Genomic DNA, 21,959 nt, shown 5'->3' on the forward strand with positions numbered 1-21,959 from the left:
GATCAGGAGGTCGGGGCGACCTGTTCCCACGGGACGGTCAGGACGTTGTCGCGGTGTCGGCGTCTGTCGGGTAGTGGACGGATGCCATTGTCAGGCAGCAACTCCAGTGTCCGAAGCCACCGCTGGCGCGGACCGAACGGCGCCAACGGGGCCGCGATGTCCCAGCAGCGATCCAGGGTGCGGAGCAAGTGATGTACGGGTTCGCCGGGGACGTTGCGGTGGATCAGCGCCTTCGGCAGGCGCTCGGCCAGGTCCGACGGCCGCCGACTGTGCAGCGGGTCCCAGGCGAGCGTGAACGTCAGCGGCCGGTGTTCGTCCAGCAGGATCCAGCAGCAGCGACGGCCGAGTTCGTCGCAGGTGCCCTCGACGATGAACCCACCGGGTGCCAGCTGTCGTTGCATCCGCGACCATGCGGCCGGCACCTGGGATTCGTCGTATTGACGCAAGACGTTGAACGCACGGACGAGGTGAGGTCGCAGACCCGCCAGCTCGAAGCCACCCACCGCGAAGCGGACTCCCGCTTGCGGAGGCACCACGCGGGCGGGGTCGATCTCGAGGCCGACCAACCGGACGGCAGGCACCGTGGCCCGCAGGCGGGCCGCCAATTCGATGGCGGTGTCGGGACGGGCGCCGTATCCGAGGTCGACTGCCAGCGGCGTCGCGGCGTCGGACAGCACTGCCACGATCTCGCTGTGGTGGGTGATCCAGCGGTCTACTCGCCGAAGTCGGTTGATACCGGTGGTGCCCCGCGTGATCGCTCCGTCGGGACGGCCAGCGCTGCCGGCGCGGACAGGCCCGTCAGAGGTTGGCGTCGATCCACCCTGAGGTGAATTCCGCCTCACCGCGGAACAGGTCGACCAGGTTCACCAGCATCATCTGTTCGAGTTTCCCGTTGATGAACGGGATGAAGACCTTGACCTCGGTGGTGCGGCGGATGGTGCAGCCGGTGTCGGTCGGGAAGAGTTCCTGCGTCCCGGTCAGACTGCCGGGGCCCGCGGGGATCGACGCGGTGTACGTGCCCTTCGTGTTCTCCGGATCGAACGGCCCGAGAGCCTCGTTGCGGGTGATGACCATGTCCTTCGACATCACCGTCTGAGCGATCGCCGGGAGCTCGGTGCGTGGTAGCACCTGCTTGAGGACGACGTCGATACCGTTGGCGTCCACCGTGTAGGTCTCGATCTCCGACTGCGGCGTCAGCTTCCGGAACTCTTCCATCTGCGCGTCCCAGAACTCTCGCATCGACAGCGCTTGATAGACCTTCTCGGCGGGATGGTGGTAACGGGCTGAGTAGGACAGACGGCGTGCCATGGGGCAAAGCCTAACGTGCCAGGACCGCTCGCCCCGGAGGCACCTGGTGTCTGTTCACTGCTGTCCGATCCAGGTGAGCGTGTAGTCGCGCTCGGCGTCGATGAGCGCCTGCACTTCTTTCGCGATCTGCTTCTCGATCTTTCCGCCGATGAAAGGAATCGACACCTCCACCGAACCGTCGAAGATCACCTGCGCCCCGGTAGCGGTGGAAACGAGGGTCTGCGTGCCGTTGACCTTCGCGGGGGCGCCGGTGACGACCGCGGAAAAAGTGCCGTCGCTGACCTCGCCTCCGCTCACCGACCACACCACCGTGCGGGCGATCTCGAGGTCACCTTTGCGGATCTTGGTGACCACCGACGGCAGATTCTTCTCGGGGATGCGCTGCTGCAGGACGACCCGGATCTCGTCGTCGGTCGCGGTGAACGACTCGAGTTCGGAGACGTCGGCCGCGACATTCGCGACCAGATCGTGCCAATACTGCTCTGAGGTCACCGCCGCGGTGAACTGAGCCGGGGGACAGGAAAAGTCGAGGGAATGCCGAAGCTTGGTCGCCATGGATGCAGGCTACCGTTGCCGGGTGGTCACATATGACAACTCCCTGCCGCTGTCGCAGATCACCACCTTGCGGGTGGGTGGTCCCGCCAAGAACTTCGTCCGCTGCACCGACGCCGAGTCGCTGATCCAGACCGTCGGTGACCTGGATGCGGCCGGGACGCCGGTGCTGCTGGTCGGGGGCGGATCGAACCTCGTGATCAGCGACGACGGGTTTGACGGCACGGTGGTGCAGATCGCGAACACCGAGACCGATTGGCGATCGGACCACGTCACCGCCGGGGCCGGGGTGAACTGGGACGACTTGGTCGCGGAGAGTATCGAGCGGGGGTTCGGTGGACTCGAGTGCCTGTCCGGCATCCCCGGCGCGGCGGGCGCGACCCCGGTGCAGAATGTGGGGGCGTACGGCGTCGAGGTCGGATCGTTGTTGCGGTCCGTGCAGATCTTCGATCGCCGTTCCGGTGGCCTGAACTGGGTGGACGTCGGCGATCTGGAACTCGGTTACCGCACGAGCCGGCTCAAGCGGCGCAACGACGAACTGGTGGTCCAGGTGTCGTTCCGGCTGCACGAGGACGGTCTGAGCGAGCCGATCACGTACCGGGAGCTTGCCGGGGCGCTGAACGTGGCCGAGGGGAAGCGGGCACCGGCCGCGGAGGTGCGGGCGGCGGTGCTGGGGCTGCGTTCGGGCAAGGGAATGGTGCTCGACCCCGATGACCACGACACATGGAGCGTCGGCTCCTTCTTCACCAATCCGATTGTGCCTCAGGAACATCTTCCGACGGTGTTGACCAGGATCGTCGAGGAGCTCGGAGCCGAGGCGACGGTTCCCCAGTTCCCGGCCGATCTGGGCGTCAAGTTGTCGGCCGGCTGGTTGATCGAGCGCGCTGGTTTTGCCAGGGGATTTCCCGATTCTGGTGCACCGGCGCGCCTGTCGACGAAGCATTCTCTGGCGATCACCAACAGGGGTGAGGCTCGTGCGGAGGACATCGTCGAGCTCGCGAAGCGGGTTCGTGACGGAGTTCACGAACGTTTCGGGCTGTGGTTGGAACCCGAACCTGTGCTGGTGGGATGCACCCTCTGACGCTGCTGCGCTGGTGGCGGGCCCCGCGGCAGGCTTCGTGGGGGATTAGGAATCAGAGCTACAGGTAATGTTTCGTGCATGAGTGAATACCGTGACGGCCTCATGCTGTCCAGGCGATCGGCCCTCACGGCTCTCGCCGTCGGTGCGGCCGGAGTGACCGCAGCAGCCTGCAGCAGTGACAACAAGTCCGGTGACGCGGCCCAGGAGAGCAAGGCACCCTCGGACCCCGATGCCACCGTGACCTACAGCCCGCCGCTCGACACGACCGACGCCTCACCGATCGCCGAGGTGTCGGTCAAGGTCACCGACGGCGTGCTGAACCCAGATGTGAAGTTGACCAACGCCAACGGTCGTGTCGTGACCGGTGCGATGTCGGAGGACCGTAAGACGTTCACCGTCACCGAGCCGCTCGGCTACGGCGGCCAGTACACATGGTCGGGCTCTGCGACGGGCAACGATCGTCGTGCGGTCCCGCTTGCAGGCACCTTCGCCACCGTGACCCCGGAGAACCAGATCGGACTCGTGGTCAACCTCGCCGACGGCCAAGAAGTCGGTGTCGCGACCCCGCTCATCCTGACCTTCGACGAGGTCGTCAGCGACAAGAAGGCCGTCGAGCAGGCCCTGAAGGTCACCACGACGCCCGAGACCGAGGGCAGCTGGGCATGGCTCGGGGAAGACGGCGGATCGCGCGTCCACTGGCGGACCAAGGAGTACTACCAGCCCGGCACCAAGGTCTCGATGGTCGCGAAACTCTACGGACTCGACCACGGCGACGGTTACTACGGAGAGGCCGACGTCACCAGCGACTTCGTCATCGGCCGCAACCAGGTCGTGCTCGCGGACGCCGACTCCCACCAGATCGTGGTGCAGAACGACGGCAACACCCTGATGACCCTGCCGTGCAGTTACGGCGAGGGCGACCTCGACCGCAACGTCACACGGTCGGGCATCCACGTCGTCAGCGAGAAGCACGAAGACTTCTACATGAGCAATCCCGCGGCCGGGTACTTCAACGTCCGCGAGCGCTACGCCGTGCGCATCTCCAACAACGGCGAGTTCATCCACGCGAACCCGGATACCGTTGGCGTTCAGGGCTCGTCGAACGTCACCAACGGCTGCATCAACCTCTCGCTCGAGAACGCGTCGCAGTATTTCGCCACCGCGATGTACGGAGATCCGGTGGAGGTCACCAACACTCGCATCCCGCTGTCGGAGGCCGACGGCGACATCTATGACTGGATCTACGACTGGGAGACGTGGAAGTCGATGTCGGCGCTGGCCGGCGAGCCTGATGTGAAGTCGGCCCCGGCGACACCGAAGGACGCTCCGGATGTCTCGGGCATCCCGACGACGCCGCAGAACTCGGGGTCGCGGCAGACTCCGGTCGGCTGAGGCGACACGCTTCACCACATTCGGCCCCGTATCGAGTGAGCGAGGGATATCTTCCCTCGGACACCCGCTACGGGGCCGAATTCGGTGCTGTCTCGCCGCGAGCGGCGCCGACCTCAGACGATCAAGGAACTGCAGGCGCCGACGTATCGGACGTGGGAGCAGTTGTCTCCGTTGTCGTCTCGGTGGCAGTTGTCGCCGTCTCGGTCGGGGCCGTCTCCGTGGCAGGAGCTGGGGCAGGAGCGGGCGCTTGCACCGTCGGCGTCGGGATGAGGGTCCACGTGGCCGAGAGCACGGTCACCCGCTCGACGCCGGCGCTGCTGGTCAGCGGAACCGTCCAGACGCCCACCGGGTCCGTGGCCGAGGTGACCGAACCCGTCTGCAGGTAGCTACTGGACACCGTGCGGGCAATGCCGTCGGTGCAGATGAGTTCGGCCGTCGGCGCGGTCACGTCGGGCACCGAACAGCTCACCTGCGTTCCCTCCACGGTGAATGTCAGACTCGAGATGATGTCTCCAGTGCCGGTGAACACGGTCGGTGTCGGTGCGGCGCTGGTCGGGGCTGCAGGCGCAGCCGGGGCCGGTGGTGCCTGTGCAGCGCTGCTTTCTCCCGGCGCAGCGGGGACGCTCGGGTCGACCGGGGCTTGAGCACTCGCGCCGACACTCGGCGAACCCTCCTGCGGGGCAGCGGATTCAGCTGCCGCCACGGACGACGATTCGGAGTCCGTCGCTTCAGCGGCCTGGCGCAGGACATTCTCGGCAGGCTGCCCGTCGGCCTGGACACCGTTCGCGGTCTGCACCTCGGGGTCTGGACTGACGAACGGGGTGTTCAACGACGCGGGTGTCGGCAGGGTGCCCCGCAGTGGCGGTAGCCCGGCCAGGTTCAGGATCCCGCCGACCGTGCGTAGCACCGGTTGCAGTGTGTTCAGGTCGAGAAGGGTCAGCGAGGCGGGCGCTGGAGCCGGATTCGGCGCGGCCACAACGGTTGTCGTGTTGTTGATGATCGTCGTGTGCTCATTGTGGTAGTTCACGTAGACGACCTGGCGAGGTGCGTAGTAGTCCCAGGGGGAGCCCACAGTGCGGTACCCGGACAGCGGGGTGCCCGCTGGCGGTGACAGCGGGTTGCCGCAGGCGCATCGCACCCGTGGTATGCCGTAGCTGTCGACGAGCACAGCGGTACCGGCCTGCAGCACCGACTGGAAGGGCGTGGCGACACCGTTCTCGTAGCTGTAGTTGGTGACCCAGGTGTCGTGGGTGAGCACGACGGGCGTCAGAGTGTCGAGGTAGTACGGAATCTGGTCGACGCCTATTCCGAACACGCTCGCCCACGCCGCGGCCTTGCCCGGGTTGCCGGCCAGGAAATTGGCCAACGCTGCGGTGTCGCAGCTGGCTTCGCCGGTTCCGCCGTACAGGCCGGCAGTCGTGCCTTCGACGGCCTGGACGCCACGCGCGGTGACCGGACCCTGGGGTGCCAGGTTGCGCGTATTGGCGTCGAGGGGGCGGTTGCTCACGGCAACCGACGGCGCGAAGGGATCGAGACCGTTGCTGTCCACCGCTTCCAAGACGAGTTCCGGCGCCGGCGACGCCTTCACCTTGCTCGAACCGGAGGACAGGTACACCGCACCGATCCCGAGGAGGGTCACCAGTAGTGCGGCAACCACCGCGAGCACGATGATGATCTGCTTGCGGTCGTTCGGTGGACTGGTGACAGGACCAGCGGGCGCGCCATAGGGGTAGTTCACTCGACATCTCCAAGTCCGGTGTGGGCGCTGGTCCACATGCTGGCGAACCGGACTTCCCAATGGTGGATTATGTCTGGTTCTCGGCCGGCGTGGGTGAGTCGTTACAGCTGATCGCGAGGTTCATCTGATCGTACGAGGGAACCCACCCGGCTCGAGCATCTCCGGTGCCCCGGCCCGTCAGCCGGTTTTGATGTTCCGGCGGGCCGAGGCCTGGTCGCGCGGCATCAGCAGGATGGTGTCGAGGTTGACGTGCGGTGGCCTGCTCGCGACGAAGCCGATGACCTCGGCGACGTCGTCGGCGGTCAGCGGGGTCAACCCCTCGTACACCTTGTCGGCCTTCTCCGAGTCGCCCTCGAACCGTACGAGCGAGAACTCGGTTTCGACCATTCCCGGCTGGATCTCGGTCAGGCGCACCGGCTTACCCAGCAGCTCGGGACGCAACGTCCGGTGCAGCACGGCCTGGGCGTGTTTGGCCGTCGTATAACCGGCTCCGTTGTCGTAGGCCTCGATCGCGGCGATCGAACTGATGGTGACGATCAGGCCGTCGCCGGAGTCGATGAGCTTGGGTAGTAGAGCTTTGGTGATGCGCAAGGTGCCGATGACGTTGGTTTCCCACATCCACCGCCAGTCGTTGAGGTCGGCGTCGGCGACCGTTGCCAGTCCTTTCGCACCTCCGGCGTTGTTCACCAGCACGTCGACCGCAGGGATCTGCTCGACGAACGCGTCCACGGACTGCTCGTCGGTGACGTCGAGGACGATGGCCGTTCCGTCGATCTCGGCTGCCAGCTTCTCGATCCGGTCGACCCGCCGTGCGCCGATGATCACGTGATATCCCTGCGCTGCAAGCACCCTCGCGGTGGCGGCGCCGATTCCCGAACTCGCTCCCGTTACTACGGCGACCTTGCGATCACCAGATTTGGACGCGTCGGTGGTTGCAACTGTCATGGGTTCCATCCTAGAGCCGCCCCGACCGGTAGGTTTTGACCCCATGGGAGCGCGCGCGGTGGTCGGACGGGAAGGAAACTCCCCTCTCACGCACTCCACGCCCTCGATCAGGACCGTCTCGTTCGAGCGCGGCGACGGGGCTGCCGCTGCCGTCTTGCGAGCGGTGCGTACCCAGGGGCCGGTGACGCGCGACCTGTTGCCGCAGGCCACCGGGCTGTCGGCGGCGACGGTGAACCGCCAGCTCCAGGCCCTCGATCGACTCGGTCTCGTCCGTGAACGCCCCGACCTCATCGCCCCCGGAGCGATCGGGCGTCCGAAGATTCCGCTGATGCTGGATCGAGATCGATTCTGTGTGATCGCAATCCACATCGGCGCCAGATCCACCCTGCTGATGGTCGCGGATCTCGGAGGCAGACCGCTGCAGACCGCTGCCATGTCGACCCCGTCGGGTCCCGCCGGCCCCGCGCTCGCCCTCATCGCCCGGCGCGCGGCCCTCGTCGCGGATTCGTTCACCCAGCGCACCGCGCTCTGGGCCGGGGCCGCGGTGGGCGGACAGGTGTATCCGGACGGCAGCGTCGACCACGCGCAGCTCGATTGGTGCCGCGCGCCGGTCGGTCAGGCTCTCGAGGATGAACTCGGGTTGCCGGTCTCGGTCAGTCCGCACGTGCAGGCGATGGCGGCCGCGGAACTGTTGCTCGCCGGCGATCCGAACACCTCCGGCGTCGACCTGCTGTTCTATGTCAGGGAGACGGTCGGGTTGGCGACCACCATCGACGGCCGGGTGCGCGATCGGCCAGGGAACATCGGGCATCTGCCCGTGTCGGCGCCGCTGCTGACGGGTGCGCTGCAGTCGACGCTGCAGGATGTCGTCGGCCGGAAGGTGTTCGACGATGCGGTGGCCGCAGGCGCGGACGCCGGGGAGTTGCTCGACGAGCGGGCGCGGGTCCTGGGCGAGATGGTGGCGTTGGTGCGGGACCTGATCAACCCTGATCGGGTTGTTCTTGCGGGCCAGGTGTTCGCCGAGCACCCGCACGGGCTGGCGCCGGTGCAGTCGGCGTTCGACGGGGCGAGTTCGTTGCCGACCATCGAACTGTCGCCACCACGATTCGGCGCCCGGGTACAGGAGGGCGCTGCGGTGGTGGTATCACTCGGCGCGCTCTACGCTGATCCCATCGGTGCCTTGCAGAACCACACAGACTGACTCGGCAGCTCATCTCGGAAGGATTGGTCGCCCAACAATGTCGGTCGAGTTCGCTCAGAGTGCCCAGCGTGACGTGTCGGTCTATCTCGATGTGGCGGTCAACGCGGCGACGGAGATCGAGCTGCAGATCGCGGTGGCAAAGCTCCCCGGTATCGACCTGTACGAAGAGTTGTCGATCACGTTGAACGGCAACACAATTGTTCCGGAAGAGATCGTCACCGCCAGCGGCAGCCGCATCCACTGGCTGCACGCCGAGCCCGGGAATCTGTATGTCACCTACAACGCCAACGTCTACACCCCGGCCGATCCGGTCGAGGTGGTGCAGTTCGATCGCTCGCTCTACCTGCGGCCGAGCCGGTATGCCGAGGCCGACAAGTTCTTCGGGTTCGCCGCCGGTGAGTTCGACACCACGGCGAGCCCCGGCGACCAGCTCATTGCGGTCACCGACTTTGTGCGACAACGACTTTCCTACATCTTTGGTGCCAGCGACCCGATTGACGGCGCAGTCGACACGTTGTTGTCGGGGGCCGGTGTCTGCCGTGATTTCGCTCATCTCGTCGTCGCGCTGTTGCGCGGATTGGGGATACCCGCCCGTCTCGTCGCCGTATACGCGCCGGGCCTGTTCCCGATGGACTTCCACGCCGTGGCCGAGGCGATGATCGACGATCGCTGGGTTGTGGTCGACGCCACCGGGCTCGCGCCCCGTCAGTCGTTGGTGCGCATCGCCACCGGTCGCGACGCCGCAGATACCGCGTTCCTCGACAATCACGGCGGCGACGTCATCTTGAACAGCTATCAGGTCAGCGCCGTCGTAGCGGGCTACCTGCCCATCGATGACCCGAGTCAACAGGTTCAGCTCCGCTGACGCCTCAGAGCTTCCCGAATGCCACGCCGCGGTAGGTCCAACCGGCGGCGGCGACGGCTTCTTGGATCGGCTTCTTCAGTTCGCCGCTGTTGAAGCGATAGTTGTAGACCTGACCGAACTCGAGTTGCTCGGTGAACGCGTAGGCGGTGCCGAATTGAACCGATGTCTTCTGGCCGCGGAATCCGGACGCCGCAGCGTGCAGCGACGGGACTCCTGCGCGCCACTCGACCTCCCACTCCTGATCGACGGCCCGGACCTCGCTGCGCTCTGGATCGAGCTGCAGGAGCACCCGAAAGGTCTTGCTCAGACCGGCTTTCGCGAAGATCTCATACCAGCGGGCATCGACGATGCGCCATTCTGCGATGAGGTCGACGCCGTCGCCGCGGCCATCACGGATCACAAATGGCGCGGTCGGACGATTGATCGCCAGGATGGAGTCGTACACCTCACCAGGGGCGCGGACGGGGGTGTCATCTGGCGGTCGTTTCGTGCCTGTGAAGACGTCGAACATCCCCATGGGTATCTCCTTGCGTGGCGGGGCGGGTGGCTCATGAGATCACTGTGCCGCGCCGTGCTTGGGATTCGCTTGGAGAGTGCTTGGTCTGGTGTGCTCAGCCGTTCAACAGACGCGCACATCGGAGCAGGCCGATGTGGCTGTAGGCCTGCGGGTGATTGCCCAGGGCCCGTTCGGCGACCGGATCGTACTCCTCTGACAGCAATCCGGTCGGCCCGGTGGCTTTCACCATCTGATCGAACAGGGCCTCGGCGTCGCCGCGACGATCGATCAACAGGTAGGACTCGATGAGCCAGGCCGCGCAGAGGTGGAAGCCGCCCTCGCCGCCGGGCAACCCGTCGTCGTGGTGGTAACGGTAGACCGTTGAACCGCTGCGCAATTCGGCCTCGGTGGCGTTGACCGTGGCGGTGAAGCGGGGGTCGGACGGGTCGATCAGTCCGGCCAGCCCGATGTGCAGGGTCGCAGCGTCGAGATCCACCCCCTCATAAGCTGCGGTGTAGGAGTTGGCCTTGTCGTTCCAGCCCTGCTTGAGGACCTGCCGCGCGATGGTGTCGCGCAGGACAGACCAGCCCAATTCGGTCTCGCGGTCGAACTCGGCACCGAGCTTGAGCGCGCGATCTACCGTCATCCAGCACATCACCTTGGAGTACACGTGATGCCGTGGGTTACCGCGGATCTCCCAGATGCCGTGGTCGGGCTCGGTCCAGCGGCGTTCGACGGCGTAGACCATGTCGCGCACCAGGTCCCAGTCCGCATCTGACAGTGGCGTCGGATCACCTGCCGCCTTGCGTGCATGCGAGAGCGTCGAGATGAGGTCGACGATCGGCCCGAACACGTCGAGCTGAACCTGCTGATTGGCGGCGTTGCCGACGCGCACCGGCCGGGAGCCCGCGTATCCGGGCAGGGAGTCGATCACGGCCTCAGGCGGAAGGCCGGTGCCGGCAAGGGTGTAGAGCGGGTGCAGCCATTCGGGTCCACTGAGCGTGCCCAGCACCTGATGGAGCCAGCTCAGGTAGCCTTCGGCCTCGCTGTAGGAACCGACCGAGACCAGCGCCGACGCGGTCAATGCGGCATCGCGCAACCAGCAGTAGCGGTAGTCCCAGTTGCGGACGCCGCCGATCTCCTCGGGCAGCGACGTCGTCGCGGCGGCCATGATCGATCCCGTGTCGGCGTGCACGAGACCGCGCAGCGTCAACGCCGACCGTTTCATCAGGTCGCGTTTGATACCGGGTAGATCCAGCGTCTTCGCCCAGTCACTCCAGTAGGCCTCGGCCTCGGCGCGACGTTCGTGTTCCGGTGGCTGATGGATGTCGAGATCCTCGGTGCCGCACCGCAGCTCGAGAATGATCTCACCGGCCGATGGATCGACGGTTGCGGTGGCGGTCTGGTGATGGCGGTCGCTCTCGATCTCCCAGGTGATGCCAGGGGCCCGCAGCACCAGCGGTTCGTTGGAGCCGTAGATCCGCAGTCCGTCGTCGAAGGTCTCGATGCGGACGGCAGCCTGCCCGAACTCCGGACGAGGCGCGAAGCGGATCTTCGCCGCCACCTCACCGCGGATGACGCGGGTCAGATCGGTGCGGCCCACCGGGACGTCGTGCGGTAGGTAGTCGGTGACCTCGAGTCCGGCCCAGCGGGTGCGGACGGTCATCGTGCTGTCGATGTATCGCTGGCTCAACGGCAGCGGGGTGGCCTTGCCCTCCTCGACCAGTGGGCCGATCGCGAACTCGCCGGCCTCGTCGGTACCGAGCAGACTGCCGAACAGTGCAGCGGAGTCGGGTTCGGGATGGCACATCCAGCAGACCTTGGCGTCGGGGGTGACCAACGCGACAGTGCGCGGGGAGGCGAGCATCGTCAGCCGCTCGATCGGGACCGCAGCGCCACCGCGCAGCCAATTGCGGCGTTCTTCGACCAGGAACGCGAGTGCGGTGGCGACCTGCTCGGTGTCGTCGACCCGGTAGGTCGCCAGGGTGTCGCCCTCGCCGACCTTGACGCCGAAATCGGGTCCGTGCAGTCGGCGGAACGCTTTTTCGTCGGTGACATCGTCGCCGAAGAAGATCGCGGCGCTGGCACCGGCCTCATGGCGCAGGATGTCGAGCGCCTGCCCTTTGTCGGTGACGATGACGGCGAGTTCGATGACCGATTTGCCTTCGGTGACCTGCACACCTTCCCAGGTGGCCGGCCCGATCCGGACGCGGTGCAGCGCGGCGTCGCCGTCGGTGGTCGACGCGTTCCGGAAGTGCAGCACGGTGCTCGCCGGCTTGGTCTCGACCATCACGTTTTCGTAGTCGGCGGCGATTGCGCGCAGTTCCACGACCAGGGTCTCGAGCAGTTCGGTGGCGGCCGGGGTGATCTCGTGGACGAACCCGACGTCGAACTCACTGCCGTGGCTGCCCACCAGGTGCACTTCGGCGGGCAGTCGGGACAGGGTGGCGAGGTCGCGCAACGCGCGGCCGGAGATGACGGCCGCGGTGGTGGAATCGAGTTCGGCGAGGGCGCGCATCGCCCGCACAGAATCGCCGTTGGGCCGGGCGTCTTCCGGGCGGGACACGATGGGCGCCATGCAGCCGTCGTAGTCCGAGGCGACCAACAGCCTGGGCATACGTGCGATTGCTTTGAGGGCGCGCCGCAGTTCCGGGACGAGGTCTTGTGCACTCACTACGCGAGTCTAAGACCGCCCACCCCAGCGGCGTCCAATCAGCGCCGCCCGGGGGGACGAATTGACGTGTTCGTCACAGTTGCTCGAGCAGATCTGGTGGATCTGCGATCGCCCGGGCCGCCGACTCAGATGACGTCGAGGCTGCGATTGCCGCTGGGCATGGTGTCGGTGTCTGCGCCGAGCGCTCCGAGAAAACTCTTCGCCCAGCGTTGCACGTCGTGCGTGAGCACCTGCCGCCGCAACGCGCGCATCCGCCGCTTGCCCTCTTCCGGATCTTGCTCGAGGGCAGCCAGGATGGCTTCTTTGACGCCATCGGTGTCATAGGGGTTCGCCTGGAAGGCCTGACGCAATTCAGCTGCGGCGCCGGTGAACTCGCTCAGCACCAGCGCACCGCCGAGATCGCTGCGACAGGCGACGTACTCCTTGGCGACCAGATTCATCCCGTCGCGCAGGGGCGTGACCAACATGACGTCCGCCGCGACGTAGAACGAGACGAGTTCGTCGCGGGGCACACCATGGTGCAGGTACTGGACGACCGGATGCCCGACCCGCCCGAAGTTGCCGTTGATGTTGCCCACGAGTTGCTCGATGTCTCCGCGCATCTTGATGTAGCTCTCGACGCGTTCGCGGCTCGGGGTCGCGAGCTGGATCATCGTGATCTCGTCGGGATTGATCCGGCCCTCTTCGAGGAGTTCGGAGAGGGCGTTCAGGCGGACGTCGATGCCCTTGGTGTAGTCGAGGCGGTCGACACCGAGCAGGATCTTCTTCGGGTTGCCGAGTTCTGCGCGCATGTCCGTCGCGCGCCTACGGATCTCCCTGGACTTCGCCCGGTTGTCGAGTTCGCCGGAGTCGATGGAGATGGGGAACGCGCCGACGCGGACGGTGCGGAACCCGACCTGCACGACACCGAACTTCGCGCGGACCCCGACCTGTCCTTTGGATGTGGCCTGGCCCGCGAGCCGCCGCGCGAGGTACAGGAAGTTCTGCGCGCCGCCGGGCAGGTGAAATCCGATGAGGTCGGCTCCGAGGAGGCCTTCGATGATCTCGGTGCGCCAGGGCATCTGCATGAAGAGTTCGACCGGCGGGAACGGTATGTGCAGGAAGAAGCCGATCTTCAGGTCTGGCCGCAGCATCCGGAGCATCTTGGGGACGAGCTGGAGCTGGTAATCCTGAATCCACACCACGGCGCCTTCGGCGGCGGCCTCCGATGCGGCTTCGGCGAAGCGGCGGTTGATCGCGACGTAGCTGTTCCACCAGGAACGGTTGTACTCGGGCTTGACGATCACGTCGTGATAGAGCGGCCACAGGGTCGCGTTCGAGAAGCCCTCGTAATAGTCCGCGATCTCCTGGGTGGACAACGACACCGCGAAGAGCTGTATGTCGTCGACTTCGGGATGCTCAGCGGCGTCGGGGACGCCTGACCATCCGACCCAGGCGCCGGTCTGCGATCGCAGCACCGGTTCGAGTGCGGTGACCAGGCCTCCGGGGCTGCGCTTCCAGCGAACAGAGCCGTCGGGGAGGGTCTCCTTGTCGACGGGGAGTCGGTTGGCGACGACGACGAAGTCGGCGCGGTTGTCTGACTTTTTCTTCGTTCGCGAGGGCGCCACGAATCAGGCTTCGTCCGGCGCGATACCCAGCATCGAGAACAACATGCGGCATTCGTCGGCGTCGACGGCGTACGCGGCGACGACGCGACGAGCCGACGTAGCGGTCTCGTCAGCCACGGGTTCCAGGTCTTCGTCGTCAGTGATGTCAGTTTTGTCGCTGGTCTTGGCAGGCATGGCGAACATGATACCTGCGCCGAGGTCACCCCTCGGAAAGACCGGGGCGCAGGTCCATCTCGCGGAACGGCTCGGTCACAGCGTCGGGATCGCCTTCGGGATCGGTCGTCATGCGACCGGGCCGGATGGCCGAGCGGGCGGTGAACAGAGCTCTGGTCGGACGGGTCGAGATACGCGGACGTCGCAGCGTACGGGCGATGAACTCACCGAGGGTCACCCCGGCGGCCAGGGAGCAGCCGACACCGATCGCCGATCCGATCGCGGTCAGGCCCTCGATCGTCTGCTGACTGAGGAGTCCGTAGAGGCCGCGATAGATCGCCAGACCGGGCAGAAGCGGTGTGATCCCTGCGACGGCCACGACCAGCGGCGGCGTCAGCGCGCGGCGGGCGAGTAGACCACCGACGAGGCCGACCATCGCGGCGGCGATGCCTGCGGAGATGACGGGTCCGACGGTGAAGTGGTTGGCCACGGAGACGATCGCCGCACCCATCGCGCCGCCGAAGAAGGCGGTCGGGAGCGCTCGGGTCTCGGCGTAACTCGCCAGCGCGAACGCGGCGGCGGCCAGACCGCCGGCGATCACCCGGGCCGGTGTGGTCGCGAGATCGAACGACGTCGTCGAGGTGATGGTGGGCAGGAAGATGCCGGTGGCCTCCATCAACGTGATGGCGATACCGACACCACTGATGATGCCGCCGGTCATGATCAGTAGCTCGAAGAACCGCGCGCACCCGGTGATGGGTGCTCCGGTGATGGCGTCCTGCACCGAGCCGACCAACGAGAGCCCGGACAGCAGCACCACGACACCGGCGGCGATGACCTGGGACGGCATCAGGTCGAGCCCGAGGGATTCCTGGTTCTGATAGACCACCGCAGCCGGGATGACGGCGATGAAACCGCCCGTCATCTGCTGGAAGAACAGTGGGGTACCGATTTTGTTGAGCAGGCGGTTGGTGCGGTCGATCACCGCGGTTGTGAGAAACGCGACGACCGCGACGAGCCAGCCACCACCGAGCAACACCGAGAGCGCGGCGGCCATCGACGACCACGCCAGTGTCGCGACCCAGCGGCGGTACGGGTGGGGTGCGGCGATGATGGCGTCGATCACCTGATGGCCTTCATCGGGGTCGATGGCCAGGTTGCGGATCTTGCGCACAAGGCGGTCCACCGCGGCGAGCCGGGTGAAGTCGAGCGAGCGGTAGTGGACGGATTTCATCGCGGTGACCGGCGGCATCGCGCCGCCGCGGGTGGCACTGACCCAGATCGTGTTGTAGGTGACGTCCACCTCACAGTTCTCGACGCCGTAGATGCTCGCCACGAATCTGACCTGTGTCTGCGTGTCGATGGCACCGGTTCCGGAGTCGAGAAGAACCGCCCCGACCTTGATCGCGAGGTCGAGGACCTCGGTGACTGCCGCGTCGTTGGTGAGGTCGACGGGCTGCCTTGGCGACACCGCCGGCTCGAACGGCTCGATCGTGTCGATCGTCGCTCGGCGACTGCCGGCGAGGCGCTTACCGAGACTCGCGATATACTCGCGCACGCAGTTTGCCTCCTTAGCTCAGTGGTAGAGCACTCGCCTTGTAAGCGAGCGGTCGTCAGTTCAATCCTGACAGGGGGCTCCGAGATTTCGACCGTCCGCAGATGCACCCCGTGTGCAGCGTAGGAGTCATTGTTGGGGGTTTCAACGTGCCTCCCGACACGCCTGAGTTCACCGCCGATTGCTAGGTTGACCGGTGCGGTCGCCGGTCGGCGCCGCACCCCGCTCCTCGGAGGTCTCTCGCGTGAAATCGCCGGTCCCTGATTACCTGCGTGAGGTCCTCGACGGCCTCGTCGACGACCGTGACGGTGCAGTCGCCGATTACATACCGGATCTCGCGAACGCGAACCCCGACGTCTTCGGTGTCGCGATGACGACGGTGGACGGCCGGACCCACGCGGCGGGCGACGACGAGGTGGAGTTCTCCATCCAGTCCATCTCGAAACCGTTCGCCTACGCCGCAGCACTCACCGACCGCGGCTTCGACACCGTGCTGAACACCGTCGGCGTCGAACCGTCGGGGGAGGCGTTCAACGAGTTGTCCCTCGAGGGCGATTCGTGTCGGCCGAAGAACCCGATGATCAACGCAGGCGCCATCGCGACCCATTTCCTGCTGCTGAAGTCTGGTGCGAGTGTGACGGACCGCGTCGATCGCGCCCTGGAGTTCTTCTCCGAGCTGGCCGATCGCACGCTGTCGATCGACGAGTCGGTGTGCCGCTCCGAACTCGACACCGCCGACCGTAATCTCTCGATCGCCCACATGCTCCGCAACTACGGCGTCATCGACGTCGACGCCCATGACGTGGTCGAGGGGTACACCAGGCAGTGCTCCATCAAGGTGACCGTCCGGGACCTCGCGGTCATGGGCGCGACCCTGGCCAACGCCGGGGTCCACCCGGTGACCGGACGCCGGGTGGTGGCCACCGATGTGGCCCGCCAGACGCTGGCGGTGATGACCGGCTGCGGTATGTACGACGCCGCGGGCCACTGGCTCACCACGGTCGGTATCCCGGCGAAAAGTGGTGTGGCAGGTGGTCTTCTGGGGGCTCTGCCCGGCCAACTCGGTATCGGGGTCGTCTCCCCGCGGCTCGACGCGCACGGCAACAGCGTGCGCGGGGTGAAAATGTTTCAGCGGATGTCGGCTGACATGGGCATGCATCTGATGGACGCCGAACCCTACGGATCCACCGTGCTGCGCAGTGTCCGCCGCGATTCCGACGAGCTCGTGTTCGAACTGCAGGGCGTCGTCCAGTTCACCGGCGCCGAGACAGTGCTCGATGCCTTGGAGCTCGACGAATCAGACGCGAATACAGTTGTTTTCGACCTGAACCGGGTCGACCGGCTCAGCGATGTCGGCAGGCGGATGGTGCTGGAGGGTATGCGCCGCGTCCGCCTCGACGGCCGCGAGGTGGTTCTCATCGACCGCGACGGTGTTTTGCCCGATGCGGACCTCGGCGACGGGACCTATCCACAGACCCGGTGAGGGCCGGGTGTGCGTCGATCAGGTCGCGGTCGGAAAAACCCTCTGCGACATGACCGGGGCGAACCAGAGCCGCGACATGTCCATCGAGTCGGTCCGTTTGGCGTCGGTCGGTACGAGGCCGTGGTCCACACCGCCGGGTGACCAGTGGTCGTGAAGGTCCTCTGCGGCGAAGATGAACGGCAGCCAGTCGGTCATCTCGTCAGCCCGGGTGAATCCGCCTGCGATCGCCCACTCGACGTTCTCGGTGCTGTAGGTGAAGAAGTGGTCGCCGTAGGTGGGGCTCACACCGTCGCCGATGAGCGCGGTCAGCACGAACCACTCCGTTGCCTCGAGCACTTCCGGGGTGGCCAGGTGCTGGGCCAGGGCGTAGTGGCTGTCGATGGAGGCCACCGCGAGTTTTTCGTCGTAGTAGACCTCTGAGTGGCTGATCTCGGGTCCCGTCCCGACGCGGGCGTGATCGGGCATGCCGAGAACGAAGTACGCGCTGCGCGGTGTCACTGCGGGTCCCATGGACGCATTGTGCACCCGAAGTGGTCTGCGCGTCGGCGGGCCGCGCGGGTCGTCGGCGGGGAGATCGCGGAACGATACGATGACGCCATGTCATCTGTGCAGATCAATGGGGATCAGGGCGGCCACACGCGGAGCGCTACAGTCCCGCCGGGAACGCTCATCTTCACCGCGGGAGCCGCGCCGATCGACGCCGACGGGCAGACGGTCTACCCGGGTGACGTGAGCAGACAGGCCGCTCAGTGCATGGCCAATCTGTCCGCAGCCGTCGAAGAGGCCGGGGCGTCGCTCGACGATGTCGTGAAGGTGACGGTGTTCGTCGCCGAGAATCTCCAGGCAGATCTGAGCGTCGCGTGGGACGTGGTGACCGAGGCGTTCGGTGCGCACAAACCGGCAGGGTCACTGCTCGGTGTGACGGTGCTGGCCTATGACGATCAGCTCGTGGAGATCGAGGCCGTGGCGGTCGTTCCCGCCTGATGGGCCGCCTGGCGATCAGTACCGAGCAGCGGCGCGCGCGTTTGCTGCGCCGTCATGGATTGGTCCCCGAGACGTATGCCCAGACGGCTGAGGGGGTCGCCGACGCGGTCGTCGGCCTGCACGCCACCACCGCCTCGACGGTGTACCTGTCGACCTGGGCCCGGATGGGATCGTTCGACATCCCCGAGCTCGATCGCGCGCTCTATGTCGACCGCACTCTCGTCAAGCAACTCGCGATGCGTCGCACCCTCTTCGTCTTCGGCAGGCCTGCCCTCGCCGACGCCGTCAGCGCGGTGGGTACGAGGGTGGCCGCCAGTGAACGCACCAACATGCTGCGCGATCTGCGGCGCAGTGACGACTTCCCCGATCCGGAAGGCTGGATCGAGACCGCGCGCGAGGCCGTCACCGGGGCTCTGACCGGCGGCAGGACCGCGTCGTCGACAGAGCTGCGCAAGGAACTGCCCGCCCTGGAGGGCGTCATCCGGCACGGTGAGGGCAAAGCCTGGTCGGGCGTCGCGGGGATGGGTCCGCGGGTCCTCAGTCACATGTGCGCCGGCGGGACCATCGTGCGGGGTCCCAACGACGGGAACTGGCTGCGGTCGCGGCCCAAGTGGTCGTCGATGACCGATTGGCTCGGTGAGCCGCTCCGGATCGACGATCCCGAGACCGGACACAGAAACCTGATCCGCCGGTACCTGCAGCGGTTCGGTCCTGCCACCGAAACCGATGTGGTGTGGTGGCTCGGGTCAACGAAAACAGCTGTGCGCACCGCCCTTTCGCAGCTCGAAGTGGTCGAGGTGGATCTCGAGGGTGGTCAGCTCGGGTACGTGCTGCCCGACGATCTCGAGCCGGTCGATGCGGTGGAACCGGCAGCGCTGGTACTTCCGGAACTGGATCCGACAGTGATGGGCTGGAAGCAGCGCGACTGGTACCTGGGGTCGCACGCTCCGCACCTGTTCGACAGAAACGGTAACGGTGGGCAGACACTCTGGTGGGACGGACGCATCGTCGGTGGCTGGTATCAGCGGGCCGACGGCTCCATCGGGACGCACTTGCTGGAGAAGGTGAACCGGGCGGCCACGAAGGCGGTGAAGGTTCGTGCGGAGGAATTGTCGGCGTGGCTGGGAGATCATCGGCCGAAACCCGGGTATCCGGCGCCGTTCCTCAAAGACTTCACTTAGTTCAGGTTCACAGGAACCTCCCAGCTTGTCGGCAGAATGTGGAGAAGTAGGTCAGGCAAGGTGGGTGGCATGAGTGATCAGGGTGCCCGCGTGCTGGTTGTCGACGACGAACCGAACATCCGCGAATTGTTGTCGGTGTCGCTGAAGTTCCAGGGCTTCGAGATCCAGACCGCTGCCGACGGGCCCGCAGCGCTTGATCGCGCACGCACCTTCCGGCCCGACGCGCTCATCCTCGACGTGATGATGCCGGGTATGGACGGGTTCGGGCTCCTGCGCCGACTGCGTGCAGACGGCGTCGAGGCGCCCGCACTGTTTCTCACCGCCCGGGATTCGTTGGAAGACAAGGTGACCGGCCTGACCATCGGCGGCGATGACTACGTCACGAAGCCGTTCAGCCTGGAAGAAGTCGTTGCACGACTGCGGGTGCTGTTGCGACGCGGTGGTTATGGTGACAAGCCGGAGCAGAGCCCACGGATCTCGTTTGCCGACATCGAACTCGACGACGACACCCATGAGGTCTGGAAGGACGGCGAACTGGTGTCGCTGTCGCCCACAGAATTCACGCTCCTGCGTTACTTCATGATCAACGCGGGCACGGTGCTGTCGAAGCCGAGGATCCTCGACCACGTGTGGAACTACGACTTCGGCGGTGAGGTCAATGTCGTCGAGTCGTACGTATCCTACCTGCGGCGCAAGGTCGACACCGGAGACAAACGCCTCATCCACACCCTGCGCGGTGTCGGCTACGTGATGCGCGAGCCCCGATGACCCAGCTTGCCGCGCCGACGCCCACATCGCCTCGGCGCGGTGTGCCACTGCGGTTTTCGCTGGTGGCCCTGACCCTCGTCCTCGTGATTCTGGGCCTGCTGGTGTCAGGGGTTGCCGTCACCTCTGCGATGAAGAACAACCTGATGGACCGCACCGACAAGTCGCTGCGAGAGGCATCGGAGAGCTTCGCACGACCGCGGGATCTGCCGCCTCAAGACATCGGATCCCCGGATGATCAGAACGGTCGTCCGCCGTCGCCGTTCTTCGTGCAGATTCACCGTGCCGACGGCACCGTCATGACGATCAACGACGTCGGAGGCGAGCCGGACCTGCGCGACCTCAGTGGTGCGGGCAGCGATCCGGTCACCGTGAACTCGGCGGATGGCGGTGAACCGAGCTGGCGGGTCATCGAGACGACCTCGCCGTTCGGCACATCGGTCGTCGCGGTGAAACTGACCGACGTCGACGACACCGTCACCCGGCTGATCTGGCTACAGGTCGGTATCGGTGCCGGAGTGATCCTGTTGGTCGGTGCGCTGGGATATCTGTTGGTACGCACCAGCTTACGGCCGCTGCAGCGGGTCGAGAACACCGCGCAGGAGATCGCGGCGGGGAATCTCGACCAGCGAGTTCCGCCTGCCGCGGCCAACACCGAGGTCGGCCATCTCGCGGCGTCGCTCAACACGATGTTGCACCAGATCCAGGGGGCGTTCGCCGCCACCGCCGCATCCGAAGAGCAGGCCCGCCGTTCCGAGGACAACATGCGCCGCTTCGTCGCCGACGCCAGCCACGAACTCCGGACCCCGCTGACCTCGATCAAGGGCTTCTCCGAGCTCTACCGCCAAGGCGCGATGACCGACGCGAACCAGGTGATGTCGCGAATCGAGACCGAAGCCGGCCGCATGGGACTGCTGGTCGAGGATCTGCTGATGCTGGCCCGACTCGACGCCCGAAGACCCCTCGAACTGGCGCCGGTCGACCTGCTCGCGCTGGCATCCGAGGTGGCGCACGGCGCCAAGGCCGCAGCGCCCGAGCGGACCGTGACGATCGATGTCTTCGACGGCCCGGGCATCCCCGAGGTGATGGGCGATGCCGGCCGTCTCGCCCAGGTGCTGAGCAACCTGATTGGCAACGCCATCCGGCACACCCCCGACGACGCCACGATCACGGTCCGGATCGGCACGGTCGATTCGGATGCGGTGATGTCGGTGACCGACACCGGCCCGGGACTGAGCGAACAGGACAGGGCCCGGGTGTTCGAACGGTTCTACCGCGCAGACGCATCGCGGCAACGCACAGAAAGTTCAGCTGGAAGCGGACTCGGGCTGTCGATCGTCGCGGCACTGGTTGCAGCTCACGGCGGCACGGTCGGGGTCGATTCCGAACCTGGCCAAGGTGCGACCTTCTGGGTGCGGCTACCGCGTGAGGCGGGTCCGCAAGATCAGGTCAGTCGCTGACGTACTGCTCGTGGCCCTGCTCGCGTAGCTTCGTGCGGATCTTGTCGGCGACCGCATCAAGCGCCGCCGGATCGGGATCCTGATCCGCGGTCGCCAGGTCGAAGGTCTCGATCTGCCACGCCGGGAACACGTGAACATGCAGGTGAGGTACTTCGAGTCCCGCGATCAGCAAACCCATCCGCGGTGCGTCGAACGCGCTCTTCACAGCCTGACCGACGGTCTGCGCGACGGTGTTGATCTTCGCGAACAACGCGGGTTCGACGCTCTCCCAGTGATCGATCTCCTGGCGCGGCACCACGAGCAGGTGCCCATCGGTGACCGGATTGATCGTCAGGAACGAGACGACGTCGTCGTCCTTCCACACAAACCGTCCGGGGATGTCTCCGTTGATTATCTTTGAGAAAACAGATGCCATAAGGCGAATCATACGGGTCAGCCTGGAAAACTATACCTCATGGCACTCTGAAACGAACATCCGATCTCCACCGAGACGAGTGTATCTGCCAGCGCAGCCAGTGT

21 protein-coding genes and 1 tRNA gene are annotated in these 21,959 nt (G+C 66.0%); 10 read left to right on the forward strand and 12 right to left on the reverse strand.

The genetic code is table 11. From position 1 onward, the window contains the following. Positions 1-2 precede the first annotated feature (2 nt). From J3S28_RS19370 to J3S28_RS19380, 3 genes are read right to left on the reverse strand one after another with little or no spacing between them, the layout of a single operon-like run. On the reverse strand, positions 3-755 hold the full coding sequence (locus tag J3S28_RS19370) for a class I SAM-dependent methyltransferase (protein ID WP_207842473.1): 753 nt from the start codon (positions 753-755) through the stop codon (positions 3-5). Between the two features lie 43 nt (positions 756-798). Then, positions 799-1,308: a DUF2505 domain-containing protein gene (locus J3S28_RS19375; RefSeq protein WP_207842363.1), complete on the reverse strand. Its 510-nt coding sequence runs from the start codon at positions 1,306-1,308 to the stop codon at positions 799-801. A 54-nt stretch (positions 1,309-1,362) separates the two neighbouring features. Beyond that, positions 1,363-1,863, reverse strand: a complete 501-nt coding sequence (locus J3S28_RS19380) for a DUF2505 domain-containing protein (RefSeq protein WP_207842364.1) — start codon at positions 1,861-1,863, stop codon at positions 1,363-1,365. Here J3S28_RS19380 and J3S28_RS19385 point away from each other — a divergent pair. Then, positions 1,862-2,941, forward strand: a complete 1,080-nt coding sequence (locus J3S28_RS19385) for a UDP-N-acetylmuramate dehydrogenase (RefSeq protein ID WP_207842365.1) — start codon at positions 1,862-1,864, stop codon at positions 2,939-2,941. The genes J3S28_RS19380 and J3S28_RS19385 overlap by 2 nt on opposite strands. Positions 2,942-3,019: 78 nt before the next feature. After that, positions 3,020-4,333: a L,D-transpeptidase gene (locus J3S28_RS19390; protein WP_237341792.1), complete on the forward strand. Its 1,314-nt coding sequence runs from the start codon at positions 3,020-3,022 to the stop codon at positions 4,331-4,333. A gap of 121 nt (positions 4,334-4,454) precedes the next feature. Here the strand turns inward: J3S28_RS19390 and J3S28_RS19395 are convergent, their stop codons facing one another. Both J3S28_RS19395 and J3S28_RS19400 read right to left on the reverse strand, forming a co-directional pair. Further along, positions 4,455-6,071, reverse strand: coding sequence for a DUF6777 domain-containing protein (locus J3S28_RS19395; RefSeq protein WP_207842366.1), 1,617 nt, complete (start codon positions 6,069-6,071; stop codon positions 4,455-4,457). 177 nt (positions 6,072-6,248) lie between these two features. Beyond that, positions 6,249-7,016 carry an SDR family NAD(P)-dependent oxidoreductase gene (locus tag J3S28_RS19400; RefSeq protein ID WP_207842367.1) on the reverse strand — a complete coding sequence of 256 codons (768 nt, stop codon included), beginning with the start codon at positions 7,014-7,016 and terminating at the stop codon, positions 6,249-6,251. Positions 7,017-7,059: 43 nt separating this feature from the next. Between J3S28_RS19400 and J3S28_RS19405 the strand changes: the two genes are divergently transcribed. Beyond that, complete coding sequence (locus tag J3S28_RS19405) at positions 7,060-8,217, forward strand: ROK family protein (protein WP_207842368.1); 1,158 nt, start codon at positions 7,060-7,062, stop codon at positions 8,215-8,217. 37 nt (positions 8,218-8,254) lie between these two features. Further along, positions 8,255-9,082 (forward strand): transglutaminase-like domain-containing protein, encoded by an 828-nt coding sequence (locus J3S28_RS19410; protein ID WP_207842369.1) that lies wholly within the window; start codon positions 8,255-8,257, stop codon positions 9,080-9,082. 4 nt (positions 9,083-9,086) lie between these two features. On the opposite strand, the gene J3S28_RS19415 is transcribed toward J3S28_RS19410, so the two are convergent. The 5 genes from J3S28_RS19415 to J3S28_RS19435 form a co-directional block, all read right to left on the reverse strand. Beyond that, positions 9,087-9,599 (reverse strand): hypothetical protein, encoded by a 513-nt coding sequence (locus J3S28_RS19415; protein WP_207842370.1) that lies wholly within the window; start codon positions 9,597-9,599, stop codon positions 9,087-9,089. Between the two features lie 94 nt (positions 9,600-9,693). Further along, the gene (gene otsB / locus J3S28_RS19420) at positions 9,694-12,252 is read right to left on the reverse strand and encodes a trehalose-phosphatase (protein WP_207842371.1); all 2,559 of its coding nucleotides are present in this window, start codon (positions 12,250-12,252) and stop codon (positions 9,694-9,696) included. A 125-nt stretch (positions 12,253-12,377) separates the two neighbouring features. After that, on the reverse strand, positions 12,378-13,859 hold the full coding sequence (locus tag J3S28_RS19425) for an alpha,alpha-trehalose-phosphate synthase (UDP-forming) (protein WP_207842372.1): 1,482 nt from the start codon (positions 13,857-13,859) through the stop codon (positions 12,378-12,380). 3 nt (positions 13,860-13,862) lie between these two features. After that, on the reverse strand, positions 13,863-14,033 hold the full coding sequence (locus J3S28_RS19430; RefSeq protein WP_207842373.1) for a hypothetical protein: 171 nt from the start codon (positions 14,031-14,033) through the stop codon (positions 13,863-13,865). 25 nt (positions 14,034-14,058) lie between these two features. Continuing rightward, positions 14,059-15,570, reverse strand: a complete 1,512-nt coding sequence (locus J3S28_RS19435) for a threonine/serine exporter family protein (protein WP_207842374.1) — start codon at positions 15,568-15,570, stop codon at positions 14,059-14,061. A 7-nt stretch (positions 15,571-15,577) separates the two neighbouring features. Here J3S28_RS19435 and J3S28_RS19440 point away from each other — a divergent pair. After that, a tRNA-Thr gene (locus tag J3S28_RS19440) sits at positions 15,578-15,649 on the forward strand. 162 nt (positions 15,650-15,811) lie between these two features. Continuing rightward, on the forward strand, positions 15,812-17,050 hold the full coding sequence (locus J3S28_RS19445) for a glutaminase (RefSeq protein ID WP_207842375.1): 1,239 nt from the start codon (positions 15,812-15,814) through the stop codon (positions 17,048-17,050). 18 nt (positions 17,051-17,068) lie between these two features. On the opposite strand, the gene J3S28_RS19450 is transcribed toward J3S28_RS19445, so the two are convergent. Beyond that, complete coding sequence (locus J3S28_RS19450) at positions 17,069-17,560, reverse strand: hypothetical protein (protein ID WP_207842376.1); 492 nt, start codon at positions 17,558-17,560, stop codon at positions 17,069-17,071. A gap of 87 nt (positions 17,561-17,647) precedes the next feature. On the opposite strand from J3S28_RS19450, the gene J3S28_RS19455 reads away from it, so the two are divergent. The 4 genes from J3S28_RS19455 (at position 17,648) to J3S28_RS19470 (ending at position 21,440) form a co-directional block, all read left to right on the forward strand. Continuing rightward, complete coding sequence (locus J3S28_RS19455) at positions 17,648-18,034, forward strand: RidA family protein (protein WP_207842377.1); 387 nt, start codon at positions 17,648-17,650, stop codon at positions 18,032-18,034. Next, a complete protein-coding gene (locus J3S28_RS19460) occupies positions 18,034-19,215 on the forward strand; it encodes a winged helix DNA-binding domain-containing protein (RefSeq protein ID WP_207842378.1) in 1,182 nt (393 codons plus the stop codon). Before J3S28_RS19455 ends, J3S28_RS19460 begins: the two co-directional genes overlap by 1 nt. Positions 19,216-19,284: 69 nt before the next feature. Then, a complete protein-coding gene (locus J3S28_RS19465; protein WP_207842379.1) occupies positions 19,285-19,983 on the forward strand; it encodes a response regulator transcription factor in 699 nt (232 codons plus the stop codon). Beyond that, a complete protein-coding gene (locus tag J3S28_RS19470) occupies positions 19,980-21,440 on the forward strand; it encodes a sensor histidine kinase (protein ID WP_207842380.1) in 1,461 nt (486 codons plus the stop codon). Before J3S28_RS19465 ends, J3S28_RS19470 begins: the two co-directional genes overlap by 4 nt. Here J3S28_RS19470 and J3S28_RS19475 read toward each other — a convergent pair. Further along, positions 21,430-21,855, reverse strand: coding sequence for an HIT family protein (locus J3S28_RS19475; protein ID WP_207842381.1), 426 nt, complete (start codon positions 21,853-21,855; stop codon positions 21,430-21,432). The genes J3S28_RS19470 and J3S28_RS19475 overlap by 11 nt on opposite strands. Between the last annotated feature and the right edge of the window lie 104 nt (positions 21,856-21,959).

This window comes from Williamsia soli (assembly GCF_017377795.1).
GTDB lineage: Bacteria > Actinomycetota > Actinomycetes > Mycobacteriales > Mycobacteriaceae > Williamsia > Williamsia soli.